This window comes from Jejuia spongiicola, from assembly GCF_023502325.1.
Lineage (GTDB): Bacteria > Bacteroidota > Bacteroidia > Flavobacteriales > Flavobacteriaceae > Wocania_A > Wocania_A spongiicola.
The window spans coordinates 111,054-128,651 of the sequence record NZ_JAMFLZ010000009.1 but is presented as its reverse complement, the minus strand read 5'-3'; the positions used below and the strand labels follow the sequence as shown (position 1 = coordinate 128,651).

The window sequence follows — 17,598 nt, the reverse complement described above, 5'->3', positions numbered from 1 at the left end:
TTAACTCTTATTTTCGTACAAAATTTATACCAAAATATATATGAAGTTTGCCATTATAAAAGAGCGTAAAAACCCACCAGATAGACGTGTTGTATTTTCTCCTGAAAAATTTGCAGAAACTAAAGAGAAATTTCCTCAGGGAGAATTTAAGGTTGAAACGTCAGATATTCGTGTTTTTCCAGATGAGCAATACATAAGCAATGGACTAGAAGTTACAAATGATGTAAGTAATTGCGATGTTATGATTGGTGTAAAAGAAGTACCTATTGAAAACTTAATTCCAAATAAAAAATATTTTTTCTTTTCGCACACCATAAAGAAGCAGCCCTATAATCGTAAATTACTTCAAGCAATTCTTGATAAAAATATTGAGTTGTACGACCACGAAACCATAGTAAACGAAAAAGGTTTCAGATTAATAGGCTTTGGCCGCTATGCAGGATTGGTAGGCGCTTATAATGGGTTTAGAGCATTGGGTTTAAGAGATAATTTATTTAGTTTGCCAAAAGTAGAAACACTAGCCGATTTAGATGCTGTTAAGCGTGAGTTAGATAAAATTACTTTGCCAAATATTAAAATTTTATTATCTGGTACAGGAAAAGTAGCCCATGGCGCAAAAGAAATTCTGGATCATTTAAAAGTAAAACAAGTAAGTGATGCTTTATATTTAACATCAAAATTTACAGAACCTGTTTATTGTTTGGTTGATGTAATGGAATATAGTAAGCGTAAAGATGGCAAAGTAGGTGATAAGTGGGAGTTTTATAAAGACCCAACAGGTTATGAAAGTAATTTTATGCCATACGCCAAAGAAACCGATTTTTTTATAGCTGGTCATTTTTATGGTAATAATGCACCTTACTTATTTACAAGAGAAGATGCCAAACAACCAAATTTTAATATCAATTTAGTAGCCGACATTTCTTGCGATGTTGACGGACCTGTAGCATCAACATTACGAGCTTCTACTATTGCAGAACCTTTTTATGGTTATGATCCACAAACAGAAAGTGAAGTTGATTTTGATGCAAACAATGCAATAACTGTTATGGCAGTCGATAATTTGCCATGCGAACTCCCTAAAGATGCAAGCGAAGGTTTTGGCGATATGTTTTTAGAGCATGTTATCCCTGCATTTTTTAATGATGATAAAGATGGAGTTTTACAGCGTGCTAAAATTACAGAAAACGGAAAACTCACTGAGCGTTTTGCTTATTTACAAAGCTATGTTGATGGTTTATAGTTATTTATAATTTGTCGTCGCCTTAAAAATAAAAACACTCCAATTAAAATTAGTAATAGTATTAATTTGGGTTCAGACATGCGTTGTGTTCTTTCATTAAGGTCTAAAGATTTTTTTCCAGCTAACACTTCTTTTTGTTTTTTAAGTAAAGCTGCCTTTTGAGCTTCATTTTCAACAACAATGTAAGAAGTAAGCGGTGTCATTATTTTAGATTTAAAACTCATTTTTACAGCATTATTCCAATCTGTTTGAGTATTCTCAGGATAAAATATATCAGATAACCATTTTCCTTGTAAATGTAAGCCTGTATTCCAGTTTGATTCACCAATAGCATTTTCTCTAAAATCAAAAACAGAGTTTTTCAAAACAATATTAGGCAAACTATCATTAGGTAAATACGCTACTGGACTAATTGGATTTGGCCATGCTAAGACCTCATTATCAATGTCAACCACAGTATTATCGTTTACAAAATCTTTAGGATTTCTTACTAGGCTATGAGAAGCTAAATAGCCTAATGTATTTAGATGATAAAAACTGTTGCTCTCTGGGAAAGCTATTTTAAAATCTGCAAAGTTTTTATTTATAACAGCATCAAGCATATTATCTGTAACTACAATAATGATAGGGTATTTGTTAGAAAGATTAGTATATGAATTAAAGAGAACTTTTTTTATAGCGCGTTCTAAATAAAATCCACCTTCAAACTCTTGCTCTTTTAAGCTGTTTTTCCATTCACCATTAAAGCCTTCAGTTTCAACAAAGGTATTTGCAAAACTTATTTTAGCTTCCATTGTGTCTATATTATTGGTAGTTATAAAATCATCTAGAACCTTAATATAGTTGTTTATTAGCGAATCTTTTTTATGCGAAGTATCTATAATAAAATGATAATAAGGTTTTCGTTTTATCTTTTTAAGTGTTTCTTTTTCTTTTGAAGAAATGTAAACGATTTGGTCATTCTTTTTATGATTGATTAAGGTTTCCTTTTTTTCTCCTAAAGTAAGTTTATGATTGTCAATTTTAATGGTAATAGGTTCTTTGTGAATAAATTGAATTCCTGTTCTTCTTATTTCATTTTCAGAAAAAGGAAAAACTCTAAAAGAAACTTTGTTTCCAGTTAAATAATGCAACAACCCTGGGTCTTGATTAATGTTTCTTATTTGAGAAAAAATCCACATGGCTGATTTTTTTTCAGCTAAAATTCCCATTTCTTTTCTGTCACCAACATAAAGGTAATAATCATTTATCCAGCACCCGTTGGGTAAATCTATGGTTGTTGCATATTCAGAAGTGAAATTGTCTTTATTAGCGTTTGTAATTTCTAAATCTATCCAACTTGTCCATGTGTTATCAGTTTCATTATAAGTGCTATTCGAGCTTATGTTTGATATGTCTACGTTTTTATTTCTTAACCTTTCTGCCCTCAATTCAAATGGTTTTGTGTTGAAAAATATTTTTTCAATGGTTTTAATTTTTATGTCAGATAAAGTCAAATTATCTAAAACAATCCAGTTAAAAAAACTTGATAAATAAGGTGTTTGAGAACTCATGAAAAAATCAGAATTACGTGATTTATTATGTTTAACAACCTCCAAGGTTTTTTTAAGAGATTCTTTATTTATATTGTAATCCTTGGAGTAATTAGGATTATACAGGTAATCTAGAGTTTCATGTAGTACAATTTTATCTCTTTGATAAGATAAAGCTAATATTGTTGGTATTACAAGAAACCCAATAATTCCAGATATAATTAAAAGTTGTTTAGAGTAGAAGTTTTTTAGAAATTTATAATCACTCGATAATTCTTGTGTATGAATAATAAATAGCACTAAAGGAGTTAGCATTAAAAAACCCAAACCTATAGCAACAATAGCAATAACAGATAGGGGCAAGAAAGGTAAAAACACAATAAAGAAGTAAAATGTAAAAGAATATGTTATACATCTGGTAATAAATAAGATAAGTCTATGCTGTTTGTTTTCAGATGAGGTTACACATATTAGAAGACCATTTGTTAGGGCAATAATATAAAACCATGGTGTATTGAAATCACCAAAAACACTGTTGAATTTATTATTTATTAGTAAACCGAGTAATGGAAACACGACGCCTACCAAAAACTTTGCTGCTAAATAAAGCTGAGACCAGTTTTTTCCTTTTTTAATGGATAAAATATAAATACTGCGAATTAAAAAGAATAGAAATAGAATAACACCTACTACCAAACCAACAACTAAAACATGGTTATTGTATCTATAACTTGTAGGTTGCCAAAGAGGTAAAATGATTTGAGCAAAAATATAAGTAAGAAGAGGAATTGAAAGTGCTAATAAAAAACTTTTCCAAGCTTTTAAACCTTTAGCTTTTGAAGTCAATTTAATAACTATAATAAATAAAGCATGAGCCAATGTTGGCATTAAAAATGTACCAGGGTATAAAACAGAATCTTGTGAAAGCATCCATCTAGGAATATTCCAAGGAATAATATCTGAGCTATAAATACTATAGATGTATAGATAAATTGTGTATACTGATAAAGCTGAAAACGCATAGAAAACAGAAACCTCTTTTTTCTGTTGAATGCTATACAGAACATACCCTAAAAGAAGTATTGATAGTCCAAAAAGAATGCCTCCAAAGTTATACCACAGTTGTATACTATCTTCCTCTAAAAGTGTTTTTATAACATCGAATTCGTTATAATAAATGAACGACAGAAGAATTACAGGAATCGTGTTTATAACAATCAACCATTTTGGGTTAAGCAAATTTTTCATGAGTATTTATGATTTTATTTAGAACGTAGTTGATGGAAATATATAGAGTGATAAGAAAGGATAGATAAATAAAAACACCTTCGGCTTCGTGTAACCAAACATAATTTAAATTCGTATTTTTTTCAATAAAGATTGCTGTTAAAACACGTGATGCATTTACAAATAGCGTGAAACTATAAGCAAAAAACAAGGTTACAGGAATTGCCGAAATTTTGAAAAAGTGAGACTTTAAATTTTTTAAAAGTGAAAAATATAATAGTATAAAAGAGAGCAATAAAAAATTAAAACCAGAGCAAGATTTATCTATAGTAATATTTAGTTTTTCATGAAAAAAGCCAATGTCATTATTATAAATCGAATGAGAGTCGAGAATAAAACCAACAATTTTGTCTAAAGGTTTCAATAAGATAAAAACTTGATTGTTGTCAGCATTGGAATATATAAGTTTTAAAACAATGAATAATACTATTCCAATAATATAATATGTTGAATGCTTTATTAGTTTCATTTTAATTATTTTTTCTTATGTCATTATATATCCAAAAACCAATACATAGAAATGCGCCAAATAAAATAGTGAACAGCCACGCCTCAATATGTTTTGATGGGTAAATGATAATTCGAAAAATATCATTAAATAATTCTAACGGATTTTGAATAATTTCCCATGAATTGTAACGCAAAAACCTTCCAAGATAAACTCCAAAAGCGCTTAGAAATAGTAGAACTGGAATGGAAAAGGAAATGTATTGTTTCTTTACATAATAGTTTAAAAGGCTTATCATATCTAAAAAAGATAAGTAAAATAGTATGAGCCCATTTAAAGCAAAAGAAGTAACAACAATAACATCTAACCAAACAAATCGTGTATTGCTTAGCCTGATATGAATTAAATCTGTAACAATGTATGGGGCATTTGGCAAAAAAAGCAACCACCCCCCAAACCAAAAAGCTAATACAAATTTATTAAGCTTGGGGAGACTTACTAAATAAGTCGTTATGACAAAGGGAATGATTGCTAAAAACAAATTCCAAACTAAAAACAAGTAGAAAAAGGAATGAGTAAGTTTCATTCTAATCATAAGTATTACAATACAAAAAGTCATTGAAATACTTAATAGTGTAAAGGTTCTAAACCTATTTATAAAGAGTTGTTTAATATTATCCATGGTTTTGTAATTTATATTCAACTATTAAAACAGTTATTATACCAAGAGTATAAGCCACTAAATCTGAGATATGGAATGTACTACCTAATATTAGTTTTGCTAAATGATTGTTTTGAAGATTGAGTGTTTCTAGAATATTAATTAATTGTAAAAACTCAATTGAAAAAGCAAATGCTAAAACTGAAATAGCTAGTTTAAATGGGTTTACTTCTATGAAGCTTTTGAAGAAGCAGTAGAGTAGTATAACTACCAAATAATCTCCAAAAGTAAATCGAATAAAACCATACTTAAAAAAGGTAGCAATAAACACTTCTGTTATAAAAAGTAGCGCTGCTGTTATTAAATATATTTTGTTGAGTTGAAGAGTCATATATTTTATTTTTAAACTCGAAACTTTGTTAATATTAGTATATAGAAATACAAGATTGCTATTGGTATATTTAATAATACAATGCCACATGTTTGAAGTATTTCTATTTTACGTTTAGTACTACCTAATAATGAAAAAGTTAAAGCTAATAATGAAATAGAGTTTATGATTAAAGCAATAATGACAAAGATTAGACCAGGAAATATAAATGCATCAGATTGTTTAAAATATAATTGAAGAGCAAATAATATTGTACCAATTACAAAACTTAAAAGCGCTATAATTTTGCTTGTATTTATCAAATTATCCATACTTAATACTTTTTTGCGTTAGTGATTGAAACGGCATCCTTTTTTGAGACACGAAAAAAATATATAGTGTAAAGCGCGACCCCAAATTTCTTTGGGGAAACGCCCAACACAATCACTAACTAATAAAATTAACCATTGTTCCAATCTATTTTTCTTGATACAAACATGACGATTGATAAGATTAAGAATAACCCTATACTGCCCACTAAAAGGGCATAATTTTCTAACTGAATTATAACATAAATAAAAGTATATAAAGCGGTTAATGATAACCCAATAAATAGCGGAAACTTAAGTGTTTTTAATATAGATTTAGAATATAATGTGATAAGTACAATTACTGAAGTTCCTGCAATTAAATAAGCTTTTAAGAAGTTACTATGCTCTGATATTGAAACCAGTAAAGTGTAAAACATAGTAAGCGCTATACCAATCATTAAATATTGAAATGGGTGAATATCTATTTTACTCATGGTTTGTATTAAAAAGAAAATTAAAAATGTAAACCCTATAACAAGAAAACCATATTTTGCAGAGCGTTCGCTTTTTTGATATTCGTCTACGGGTATCATAAAGTTTACACCAAAAGCAAACTCTTTTAAATCTGGAATGCCATTATAATGCTCTTGAGAAAAAGGTCTGTTTAGGTCTAAAATTTTCCATTTTGCGTTAAACCCATCATCATTTATTTTATCATCGTTATAAGGTAAAAATTCACCAAAAAAGTTAGCTGATTTCCAATTGGAAGTAATTTGAGCTTCGGTTTGCCTTCCAGTTGGTATAAAACGTATTTGTTCACTACCTTTTATATTAAAGTTGATATTAAAGACTAGTGGTTTTATGAAAAGCAACTGATCTTTATTAATGTTTTTAGTTTCAAGTGTGTGGAGTATTAACTCATTATAATTATAGTTTTTTTGCCCATTATATTTAGATGTAAGTTCATAGCTGGCTTGATTTAGTTTTAAATTTGCTTCATTAACGCCTTTTACATTTGAAGATTGAATTATGATTTTTGCTTTGTTCCAAAGGATATCTTTATCATTAATTTCGATATCACTAAAATCAGGTTTAATAAATGAACCTGTTATTTGCATTTTACTATTATAAACAGCAGTGGTATAAATACCCCGCTTTTTTTCTTCAGGATTTAGACTTGAATTTATGTTTAAATTTTCTGGAAAAAAATAAGCATTGTAAATTTCTTCGATAGTTTCAGTATATACCTTTTTTGTTTTTTTATCTGTTACTGTTTTTTCTTTATAAATTTTATATGGTACCTTCAATATAGGGCCATAAATTAGGACTTCATTTCCCCATTGTTGATTAATTTCATTGATTACTTCTGTTTGTCTATGCGATCGTTCTCTAATTAAGTCCTCAATAAAAAAAAGAGGTATTAGTAAAACGAATGTTAAAAAGCCAACTATAAGCATTCTTGCTGTTATTGACGTTTTTATCCAATTTCCAAATTTGTTTTGTTGTTTGCTTGTGTTTTTCATGACGGTATTTTAAAGTACTTTGAATTTCAAAGTTAATTTATAAAAAAATAATTATTGTTTATTGATTAATTTTTCAAGGGCTTCAATATGTTTTTTAAAAGCAGCTCTACCAAGTTTTGTAGTAGAGTAACGCGTATTGGGTTTTCGTCCAATAAATTGTTTTTCAACCAATATGTATTCTGCATTTTCTAAAGCTTTTGTATGACTTGCTAAGTTACCATCAGTTGCGCCTAATAATTCCTTTAACATATTGAAATCTGCATATTCATTAACCATTAAAATAGACATGATGCCCAGTCTAATACGATGATCGAATGCTTTGTTTATGTTGTTTATAATGCTCAATTATAAGTTTGTTTGTTGATTTAACAGCAAAATAGTCGCTCAAATGCTATTTGTTTTTTACGTCATATTTATAATGCATCCAAGTACCATAAATAATATGCATAAACCCAAAGCCTAATACCCAAAGCCAAAAACCGTAACCAGGAAACCATGCACAAATTAAGCCTAAAATTATTTGTATAAAACCTAAATATCGAATGTCACCAATGCTATATTTTGAAGCGTTTATTAATGCTAAACCATAAAACATGAGCATTAAAGCCCCGGTTTGTCCATATTTTTGTTGATTTAAAATGATTAAAATATATAAGCCACCAACTACAAGTGGAATTAAAAAATTAAGAACTAAACGCTGTGAGGTCGCATCCCAAATTTTTTCTCCATGCTTTTTTGCTTTTTTTGTGGTTAAAAATATTCCTGTTATGATGCTTAAAACTGCAACTAAAAACAAATCTAGCATAACTAATCTGAATATTTTTCCATCTAACGTTAAGGTACCATGACTGTACTCAACAACTAACCAATATGCTATTGCTGCTCCTATAAGTGCATAAACTCCGGCTAGTATTCCTGACAGTCCGCTAAGTGAAATAAAACGAGAAGATTTGTTCATTAAATCTTTAATCTCACTGATATCTTTTAAATAATCTTTTGATTCCATATAAAAGTACTTTGAAATACAAAGTAAATAAATAAAAATCAATCTTGCAATTATTTTTTCACTTTAAAAGTTATAATAGGTTCTGTTTCCAAATAAAGACTCAATAAACTATCCGTTTTATTTTTACAGTTAATGGTGGAAGTATAGATACCATCTTTTGTTTTTACAGTATAGAGCTTTTTTGTTTGCTTTTGATGTGAAAACTTGTAGTAAATATTTTCAGAATCTTTTATTTTGTTAATAGAGATGGTTATCTCCTTATCATTTATTTTAACTTCCCCTTTTTGATTTTTCGAAAGGGTTATGCCACTTGAAAAATATTTTGGATAAAATATGGGTGTTTCAATAAATGTTTGTAAATCGATTTTATCGTCAACCAATTGCCAGTTAGAATGTTCAGGATAATGTGAATTTAAAAACTGCTCTGGAGGTGTAAAAAAGTAATATTCATTAAATTTTTTCTCCCATAAATTGGTTTTTGAATTTATTACTCCAGAGGACCAAGTTATATCCAATAGTTCCCAGTTTCCATCAACTTTAACTGTATTCCAAGCATGGTTTTTTATGTTATTATGAAGACCTATTTCGTTTGCTGAACTTTTCGATATTCCTAAAACCATTTCAGCTTTAATATTAGAAAGTTTGCATAGTTCGACAAAAAGCAGGCAAAAACCTTTGCAAATAGCTTTTCTGCTTTCTAAAGTCTTTTTTATGTTTTTTAAATTCTGTTGTCTTTTAATTGAATTATATTCATGATTGCTATTATAAACAATAATATTTGTTGGAGTAATATTGCTAGACTCATTAATATCGTAGCTAATATTATTAACAATCCAAGTGTAATAAGCTCTTACTTTTTCTTTATCTGTTTCAAAATCGGTATTTACCTTATCTGAAAGTGAATATAAATCATTAAAATAAGGGTAATTAATAACTTCTTTATCAATCAATTTGTAATTTTGACAAAATACTGAAGTGATGAAAAATAACGAAAAAAAAATAGTAAAATACTTCACATTATAAAGATAATAAATTTTAAAACTTTTTATGAAGCCAGTAGACGAATATTTCATAAATCAAAAAGAGCCATATCAATCCATAATGCTTTATGTAAGAAGTTTAATTTTGAATACACTTCCTGAAGTTATAGAAAGATATAGTTATAAAATCCCGTTTTATAATATTGATAAAAAGCCAATGGTTTATATAAATATTTTAAAGGGAAGAGATTATGTTGATGTTGCTTTTGTTCAAGGAGTTCTTCTTGAAAAACAATTTCCCATTTTGAAGAATGATAATAAGCGAAAACAAGTGCGTTCAATTCAACTTAAGGCTTTGGAAGATTTGGACCAAGAAAACTTTGTTGAACTGCTTCACGAAGCTTCTAGCTTATTAAGCAAAAGTAAAAAGGCGTGGTTTGTTTAAAACTCAGAATATTAAATTTATAGAGGGTAGTTTAAAAGTTTTGAACCGTTTTTCTAATAGCTACTAAATTTGAAAGTAACGATTCCAAATTATCTAGATGTAGCATATTTGCACCATCACTTTTAGCATTAGCTGGGTCAAAATGTGTTTCTATAAATAGGCCGTCAACATGGTTAACTACACCAGCTCTAGCTATGGTTTCAATCATATCTGGACGACCGCCAGTTACTCCAACGGATTGGTTGGGTTGTTGTAAAGAGTGTGTTACGTCCAAAACAGTTGGTGCATATTGACGCATGGTTGGAATACCTCTAAAATCTACAATCATATCTTGATATCCAAACATGGTACCTCTATCAGTTATCCAAGCTTTATCACTACCAGCATCTTTAACTTTTTGTACAGCATGTTTCATGGCTTCAGGACTCATAAATTGTCCTTTTTTCAAGTTTACCACTTTACCTGTTTTGGCAGCAGCTACTACTAAATCTGTTTGACGTACCAAAAATGCAGGTATTTGTAACACATCTACATATTGAGCTGCTAAAGTAGCGTCGCTAGTTTCATGTATATCGGTCACTGTAGGAACATCAAATTCCTCCGAAACTTTCGCAAGAATTTCTAAAGCTTTTTCGTTACCAATGCCTGTAAAACTATCTATTCTGCTTCTATTTGCTTTTTTAAAACTGCCTTTAAATACATAAGGAATTTCTAATTTATTTGTTATACTAACTACTTTCTCAGCAATTCTAAAAGCCATTTCTTCACCTTCAATTGCGCAAGGGCCACATAAAAGAAAGAAGTTATTAGCATTTGTATGTTTTATTTTTGGAATGTCTAGAAGATTCATAAAAAAGGATTCAGCAAATTAAGGCTACAAAGATACTATTTGTAAACGTAAGTTTTATATGCAAATATAATTATAGCTTTTTAGCTGATTTAGTATATGAACAGCAACCTTATATTGTTAAAAATCAGAAAGGTATACTACATATTGTAGTCTTTTTTGAGTTTATCAAAAAAGGAAATATCCAAAAAGACGTTATTATATAATTTATCCATTATTTATAAGTACCTTTGCACGCTTAAAATAAGGAGCATCATTATGGCTAATATTAAAAATATTGCAATTATTGCACACGTAGATCACGGTAAAACAACCTTAGTAGATAAGATTATGTATCATTGTCAACTATTTCGTGAAAACGAAAATACAGGTGATTTAATTCTTGATAATAATGATTTAGAACGAGAACGTGGAATTACAATTACATCTAAAAACGTTTCTGTAATTTATAAAGACACAAAAATTAATATCATTGACACCCCCGGTCACGCCGATTTTGGTGGAGAAGTTGAGCGTGTTTTAAATATGGCTGATGGTGTTTTGCTTTTAGTTGATGCTTTTGAGGGGCCAATGCCTCAAACGCGTTTTGTATTACAAAAAGCGATTGATTTAGGGTTGAAGCCATGTGTAGTTATCAATAAAGTTGATAAAGAAAACTGTACACCAGATGAGGTACATGAAAAAGTGTTTGATTTGATGTTTGAATTAGGAGCTGAAGAATGGCAGTTAGATTTTCCAACGGTTTATGGTTCTGCAAAGAATAATTGGATGAGTGATGATTGGCAAAATGAAACTGATAATATTGAACCCTTATTAGATATGGTTATTGACCATATTCCGTCTCCTAAAATTGAAGAAGGGACTACACAAATGCTAATTACATCTTTAGATTTTTCTTCGTTTACGGGAAGAATTGCTATTGGGCGATTAACACGTGGAGAACTAAAAGTAGGGCAAAATATATCTTTAGTTAAAAGAGATGGAAGTATTGTAAAGTCTAAAATAAAGGAGTTACATACATTTGAAGGATTAGGGCGTAAGAAAGTGGAAGAGGTTAAAGCTGGAGATATTTGTGCTATTGTTGGTTTAGAAGGATTTGAAATTGGTGATACTGTTGCTGATTTTGAAACTCCTGAAGGACTAAAAACCATAGCTATTGATGAGCCAACAATGAGTATGTTGTTTACTATTAATGATTCACCGTTTTTTGGTAAAGACGGAAAGTTTGTTACTTCTCGTCATATCAAAGACCGTTTAACAAAAGAGCTAGAAAAAAACTTAGCATTAAGAGTAGAAGAAACAGATAGTGCAGATAAGTTTATGGTGTTTGGCCGTGGAGTTTTACACTTATCAGTATTAATTGAAACGATGCGTCGTGAGGGATACGAATTACAAATTGGTCAACCTCAAGTAATCATTAAAGAAATTGATGGTGTTAAATGTGAGCCTGTTGAAGAAATGACTATCGATTTACCAGAAACAGTATCTGGCAAAGCAATAGAAATGGTAACACTTCGTAAAGGCGAAATGTTAAGTATGGAGGCTAAAGGCGATAGAATGGTTTGTGAGTTTTTAGTGCCATCAAGAGGCATTATAGGGTTACGTAATCAACTTTTAACTGCAACAGCAGGTGAGGCTATTATGGCCCATCGTTTTAAAGAATATCAGCCTTTAAAAGGCGGGATTCCAGAGCGTCAAAATGGAAGTTTAGTATCGATGGAAAAAGGACAAGCTATTCCTTATTCTATTGATAAGTTACAAGATAGAGGTAAGTTTTTTGTTGACCCTGGAGAAGATATTTATGAAGGTCAAGTTATAGGGGAAAACTCTCGTGGAGATGATATGACTGTTAACGTAACAAAAACTAAAAAGTTAAGTAATGTTCGCTCATCTGGTGCAGATGATAAAGCTAAAATTGTTCCAGCAATTAAATTTTCTTTAGAAGAAGCTTTAGAGTATATCCAAAAAGATGAATATGTAGAAGTTACACCAAACTTCTTACGTTTGCGTAAAATCTATTTAACGGAGGTTGAACGTAAAAGAAATAAATCAATCTAATTTATTAAATTAGTAAAAATTCTTTAAAGAGAAATTCTAATAGGGTTTCTCTTTTTTTATGAAATTATTATGGAGTTATTCGGAATTACAGGAACAGAGTACATAGGCTATTTGGCATCGTTAATGGTGCTTATATCTTTTACTATGAAAAACGTCAAGACATTACGTTTTGTAAACATGACTGGTTGTATTTTGTTTGTTATATACGGATTCTTAATGCCAACTTTAAGAATTGGTTTGCCAATAATTATTGCCAATGTTGCAATTTTTTCGGTTAATTTATACTATTTGTTTTTAAAGCGGGAATAGCAATTGTTATATTTACAAAAAATTTAGTCATGTATTTTCTTTATTTTGATCCAACAATAGGGGCGATGATTGTGCAAGCAATTGTTGCAGCAGTTGCTGGAGTCTTATTGTTTTCTAGAAACCTTTTATATAAAATAAAATTATTTTTTGGAATTATAAAACCTAATAAAGACTTACTTGATGATATAAATATTGAAAGCTCTGATATAGAAAATAAAAAATCTAGTGACTCATAGAAAACACCATCCATCTTCATTTAGAGACCCTTCAGGTTATATTTATGATGATGAGGGTGTTGTTAAAAGAGTTATAAAACCTATTTATTACAAACAATATTCTGCCCTTACGGATTCTGGTTTTTTTGCTAAATTATTTAGTAGTAGAGCGTTAATTCCTCATAAAGAGTTATCAAATTCTTCAACAGAAATTATTATTCAACCAGAACAAATTTCTTTTGTTACATATCCGTACGAATGGAGTTTTAACCAATATAAAGAAGCAGCGTTATTAACACTTAGGTTACAAAAATACAGTTTAGAGAAAGGATTTTCTTTAAAAGATGCTTCTGCTTTTAATGTGACTTTTCACGAAGGAAAAGCTATTTTCATAGATACACTTTCATTTGATTTTTATGTTGAAAACAAGCCTTGGAGAGCCTATAAGCAATTTATAAATCATTTTTTAGGACCGTTAGTTCTAGCGCGTTACCATGGTGCAGAATCCCTTAAGTTAATGAGTGAGTTTTTAGATGGTTTGCCATTAAAAATGCTAGCATCTATTTTGCCTTCTAAATCGAAGTTAAGCCCTGTCCTTTACACAAATATTCATTTATTGGCTAAATTTGAAGATAAATATAAAGAAGATTATAATGGGGAGACTAAGCAGAGTTCATTATCAAAAACAGCTCAACTTAACATCATAAAAAGCCTATATAATTATATAAAAAAACTAAAGCTTAAAGAAGATTCTGAATGGGGAAACTACTATAACAAAATAAATTATAGTGATGAGGCTTTCAATTTAAAGTCTAAAACTATTAATTCGTGGATTATTAATTTAAAGCCACAAAAGATAATAGACGTTGGTGGAAATGATGGAGCTTTTGTAAGGCGAATTTCTTATAAACTACAGCAGGCTTTAGTATGCGATATAGATAATAATGCAGTAGATTTTAATTACATTAAGGCAAAAGAAAATAAAGAAAATTACATAACTCCTTTTGTATTAAATGTACTTAATCCATCTTCAGCAATAGGATTTAATAATAAGGAGCGCTTTTCGTTTTTAGAACGTATACAAAAGTTTGGACCAGACATTACTTTGGCTTTGGCTTTAATACATCATATAACTTTATCCGGTAATGTGACTTTTAATATGTCTGCTAGTTTTTTTGCTTCTTTTTCAAGATACTTAATTATAGAGTTCCCTAAGAGAAGAGACTCTTGGGTTGAGCATTTGTTAAACTCAAAAGCAGAATTTAAAAATCATTTTAGTTTCTATTCCTTAGAAAATTTTGAAAAATCTTACGTTAAATTTTTTGATATTATAGAAAAAAAAGAAATTAATGAAACTAAGAGGGTGTTATTTTTATTAAAAAAGAAAGACGATGCTTAAGTTGAGAAACCAGATAATTAAATTTATAAATAGTAAAAAACAACACCCAGTTATTGCTGCAATAGCTGCTGGATTATATCCTTTGCTATTTTATTATAATGCTAATTTTACATTGGTTAATTCTTGGACGCAATTTATTTTTTTTCTCATCTGTTTTATTATACTCCCTATTATATTATTTGCCTCAACATACATTTTATTTAAAAGGTTAGTAAAGATCAATAAATACATTTGCTATTTGATTCCTATTCTAAATTTAACAGTATTTACTTTTTTTGTAATACTATCTACTTATGGTTTTAAAAACAAATTGCTTGTTTTGTTTATTTTGGCGTCTTTTTTTTTAGCCATTATTGTTAAAAACCAAATCAATAAAATAATTGTATTTCAATACCTATTAGCGTTATTTGTTTTTATAAAACTTTTTCCAGATTTTTATAAGGCAGTAACATATTCTACTAAATGGCAAGAGCAACCAGATGATATCGAAGATGTTGTATTTAAGAAAACACCAAATATATACATAATTCAACCAGACGGGTATGCAGGTTTTTCTGAGTTAAAAAAGGGGTACTATAATTATGATAATAGTGAGTTTGAAAATTTTTTGATAGAAGAAAATTTTAAACTTTATAATGATTATAGAAGCAATTATGTATCTACGTTAAGCTCTAATAGTTCAATGTTTTCTATGAAGCATCATTACTATAATAATACGAAAGCTAATAATAAAGAATTATATAATGCCAGAGAAGTTATAGCTGGTAATAATTCTGTAATTTCAATTCTTAAAAAAAATAAATACAAAAGTTTTTTATTACTAGAAAGGCCATATTTACTAGTTAATAGACCTGATATTTACTATGATTATTGTAATATTGATTTTAAAGAAATCTCATTTTTAGCTAGAGGCTTTGAAATTGAAAAAGAAGTTGTAAGCGAATTAGAACAATCAATATCTGAAAATATTTCTGCCAATAATTTTTACTTTATTGGCTTGATGAGACCAAGCCATATATCAGTAAATAAAAATGAATCTAAAGGAATAAAAAAAGAACGAGAAGGTTATTTAATAGATTTAGAAAAGGCTAACCAATCTTTAAAAGAAATTGTAAAAATAATTAAAGAAAAAGATAATAATAGTTTAATAGTTATAGTAGCAGACCATGGAGGTTTTATAGGATTAAATTATAGTCTTGAAACTGGAATAAAACAAATAGATAGAGATTTAATATATTCTATCTATACTTCAGCATTAGCTATTAAATGGCCAGATGATGTACCACCATATTTTGATAATAAACTAAGCACATCTGTAAATTTGTTTAGGATTTTATTTTCATATTTAAGTAAAAACGAATCATATTTGAATTATTTAGAAGAAAATAAAAGCTTCGCATTAATAAAGGAAGGAGCGCCTTATGGCGTTTATGAATATATTGATGAAAAAGGTAGCATTGTATTTAATAAAAAAGGAAAATAAGCGTTAAATAACCTATTTGTAATGCAAATATGTCATTAAAGGATTTTGTATATTTGGTTCATTCAAAAAAAACACAGAAAGTTAACCACTATTTTCTTTTTTTTATCAAAAAATTGCAATAAAAAATTAACCTTTTAAGAAAAAGTAAATTCATATTAATTGAAAAAATTAATTGATTATATAAATAACAATGTTTTAATAAAAGTTACTTCGTTAAAAACCGCTGCAATTTTAACGAGAATGATAGCAGGTATATTAACTTCTAAAGCCATTGCTGTTTTTATTGGAGCAGAAGGATTGGCTTTAATAGGTAATTTACGCAATTTTGTTAGTTCTATTCAATCTGTTGCAATACTTGGTTTCTATAAAGGGGCGGTAAAATATATAGCTGATTACAAAGAAAATATTGTTAGGTTAAGTAGAACCATTTCTACCGTTTATTATATAGGGTTTGTCTCTTCAATTTTAGTGTCACTTTTGTGTTATTTTAATGCAGAAAATATTAACAATATTATATTCCCAAATTATAATAGCTACGCCTATGTAATTAAAATCTTTGCTATAGTATTACCTTTTTATTCTTTGAATATGTTTTCGTTTTCAATAATGAATGGCTTTTCTAAGTATAAAATACTTATAATAATAAATATTATTGGACAAATTTTAGGGGTTTCTATTACACTACTTTTAATTTTTCAAAGGAAGCTAGAAGGCGCATTAATATCTGTTGTTATAGCGGAGTCATTAATATTTTTAATCACCTTAGTAGGTATTATAAACCGCCGTAGTTTAACACCACTTATACAGGTAAAATATGTTAGTTTTAGTTATTTTAAACGTTTGAGTTCCTATTCTGTAATGGCATTGTTTTCGGCAGTTTTGTTACCAATAGTAGCTTTGGCTATTCGGTCACATATCATTGAAAATATAGGCTATAAAGACGCAGGTTTTTGGGAAGCTATGACAAGAATTTCTAAATACTATTTAATGCTGGTTAGCTCTTTAATGGCTTTATACATTTTACCGCGGTTGTCGGAAATTAACACAGCTAAGGCTTTTAAAAAAGAGGTTTTTGGATTTTATAAAATAGTAATACCAATAATGCTAATTGGATTTTTATTAATCTATTTATTAAAACCATATATAGTTGCTATTGTTTTTTCGGAAGAGTTTAAGCCAGTTGAAGGATTGTTTTTATGGCAACTATTAGGAGACTTTTTTAAAGTTTTATCTATGGTGATTGCCTATCAATTTTTAGCAAAGAAAATGTTTTGGCATTATGTAGTAACAGAAGCTTTTTTAATCATAATATTATATGCAACAAGTATTTATTTTATTAAAATATTTGATGTAGAAGGAGCCGTTATTGGGCATTTTGTTAGCTACTTAATGTATTACGGTGTCATTTTATTAATATTTAGAAGTTCCCTTTTTGGCATAGCGGGTGAAAAGAAATAGTTTTAGCAATTAGAATTATACCA

Annotated in this window: 17 protein-coding genes; 8 read left to right on the top strand and 9 right to left on the bottom strand. The window is 29.0% G+C overall.

The window, feature by feature from the left end:
* Window positions 1–40: 40 nt before the first annotated feature.
* The gene (locus M3P09_RS16265) at window positions 41–1,243 is read left to right on the top strand and encodes an NAD(P)-dependent oxidoreductase (protein WP_249973930.1); all 1,203 of its coding nucleotides are present in this window, start codon (window positions 41–43) and stop codon (window positions 1,241–1,243) included.
* Here M3P09_RS16265 and M3P09_RS16260 read toward each other — a convergent pair.
* The 8 genes from M3P09_RS16260 to M3P09_RS16225 all read right to left on the bottom strand — a co-directional run bounded on the left by M3P09_RS16260 (window position 1,225) and on the right by M3P09_RS16225 (window position 9,331).
* Window positions 1,225–4,023: an MSEP-CTERM sorting domain-containing protein gene (locus M3P09_RS16260; RefSeq protein ID WP_249973929.1), complete on the bottom strand. Its 2,799-nt coding sequence runs from the start codon at window positions 4,021–4,023 to the stop codon at window positions 1,225–1,227. The two genes, M3P09_RS16265 and M3P09_RS16260, sit on opposite strands and share 19 nt — an antisense overlap.
* Entirely contained in the window at window positions 4,007–4,531 is a 525-nt protein-coding gene (gene xrtK / locus M3P09_RS16255; protein WP_249973928.1) for an exosortase K, read from the bottom strand. The genes M3P09_RS16260 and xrtK overlap by 17 nt, the downstream gene beginning before the upstream one ends.
* Before the next feature lies 1 nt (window position 4,532).
* The gene (locus M3P09_RS16250; protein WP_249973927.1) at window positions 4,533–5,192 is read right to left on the bottom strand and encodes a DUF1361 domain-containing protein; all 660 of its coding nucleotides are present in this window, start codon (window positions 5,190–5,192) and stop codon (window positions 4,533–4,535) included.
* Window positions 5,185–5,562, bottom strand: coding sequence for a ribosomal maturation YjgA family protein (locus tag M3P09_RS16245; protein WP_249973926.1), 378 nt, complete (start codon window positions 5,560–5,562; stop codon window positions 5,185–5,187). Before M3P09_RS16245 ends, M3P09_RS16250 begins: the two co-directional genes overlap by 8 nt.
* Window positions 5,563–6,001: 439 nt before the next feature.
* A complete protein-coding gene (creD, locus tag M3P09_RS16240; RefSeq protein WP_249973925.1) occupies window positions 6,002–7,375 on the bottom strand; it encodes a cell envelope integrity protein CreD in 1,374 nt (457 codons plus the stop codon).
* Window positions 7,376–7,426: 51 nt separating this feature from the next.
* The gene (locus M3P09_RS16235; RefSeq protein ID WP_099562954.1) at window positions 7,427–7,720 is read right to left on the bottom strand and encodes a winged helix-turn-helix domain-containing protein; all 294 of its coding nucleotides are present in this window, start codon (window positions 7,718–7,720) and stop codon (window positions 7,427–7,429) included.
* 46 nt (window positions 7,721–7,766) lie between these two features.
* Window positions 7,767–8,381, bottom strand: coding sequence for a hypothetical protein (locus M3P09_RS16230; RefSeq protein ID WP_099562953.1), 615 nt, complete (start codon window positions 8,379–8,381; stop codon window positions 7,767–7,769).
* A gap of 50 nt (window positions 8,382–8,431) precedes the next feature.
* Window positions 8,432–9,331 carry a transglutaminase domain-containing protein gene (locus M3P09_RS16225; protein WP_249973924.1) on the bottom strand — a complete coding sequence of 300 codons (900 nt, stop codon included), beginning with the start codon at window positions 9,329–9,331 and terminating at the stop codon, window positions 8,432–8,434.
* Window positions 9,332–9,428: 97 nt separating this feature from the next.
* Between M3P09_RS16225 and M3P09_RS16220 the strand changes: the two genes are divergently transcribed.
* A complete protein-coding gene (locus M3P09_RS16220; RefSeq protein ID WP_099562951.1) occupies window positions 9,429–9,806 on the top strand; it encodes a DUF1801 domain-containing protein in 378 nt (125 codons plus the stop codon).
* Between the two features lie 31 nt (window positions 9,807–9,837).
* Here M3P09_RS16220 and kdsA read toward each other — a convergent pair whose 3' ends face one another.
* Complete coding sequence (gene kdsA, locus M3P09_RS16215) at window positions 9,838–10,656, bottom strand: 3-deoxy-8-phosphooctulonate synthase (protein WP_249973923.1); 819 nt, start codon at window positions 10,654–10,656, stop codon at window positions 9,838–9,840.
* 255 nt (window positions 10,657–10,911) lie between these two features.
* On the opposite strand from kdsA, the gene typA reads away from it, so the two are divergent.
* The 6 genes from typA (at window position 10,912) to M3P09_RS16185 (ending at window position 17,575) form a co-directional block, all read left to right on the top strand.
* Window positions 10,912–12,711, top strand: a complete 1,800-nt coding sequence (typA, locus tag M3P09_RS16210) for a translational GTPase TypA (RefSeq protein WP_099562949.1) — start codon at window positions 10,912–10,914, stop codon at window positions 12,709–12,711.
* A 69-nt stretch (window positions 12,712–12,780) separates the two neighbouring features.
* Complete coding sequence (locus M3P09_RS16205; RefSeq protein ID WP_249973922.1) at window positions 12,781–13,020, top strand: uroporphyrinogen decarboxylase; 240 nt, start codon at window positions 12,781–12,783, stop codon at window positions 13,018–13,020.
* Window positions 13,021–13,049: 29 nt separating this feature from the next.
* Entirely contained in the window at window positions 13,050–13,256 is a 207-nt protein-coding gene (locus M3P09_RS16200; RefSeq protein WP_249973921.1) for a hypothetical protein, read from the top strand.
* On the top strand, window positions 13,246–14,634 hold the full coding sequence (locus tag M3P09_RS16195; protein WP_249973920.1) for a class I SAM-dependent methyltransferase: 1,389 nt from the start codon (window positions 13,246–13,248) through the stop codon (window positions 14,632–14,634). Before M3P09_RS16200 ends, M3P09_RS16195 begins: the two co-directional genes overlap by 11 nt.
* Window positions 14,635–14,872: 238 nt before the next feature.
* A complete protein-coding gene (locus tag M3P09_RS16190) occupies window positions 14,873–16,117 on the top strand; it encodes an alkaline phosphatase family protein (protein WP_249973919.1) in 1,245 nt (414 codons plus the stop codon).
* 159 nt (window positions 16,118–16,276) lie between these two features.
* The gene (locus M3P09_RS16185) at window positions 16,277–17,575 is read left to right on the top strand and encodes an O-antigen translocase (protein WP_249973918.1); all 1,299 of its coding nucleotides are present in this window, start codon (window positions 16,277–16,279) and stop codon (window positions 17,573–17,575) included.
* Window positions 17,576–17,598: the final 23 nt, after the last annotated feature.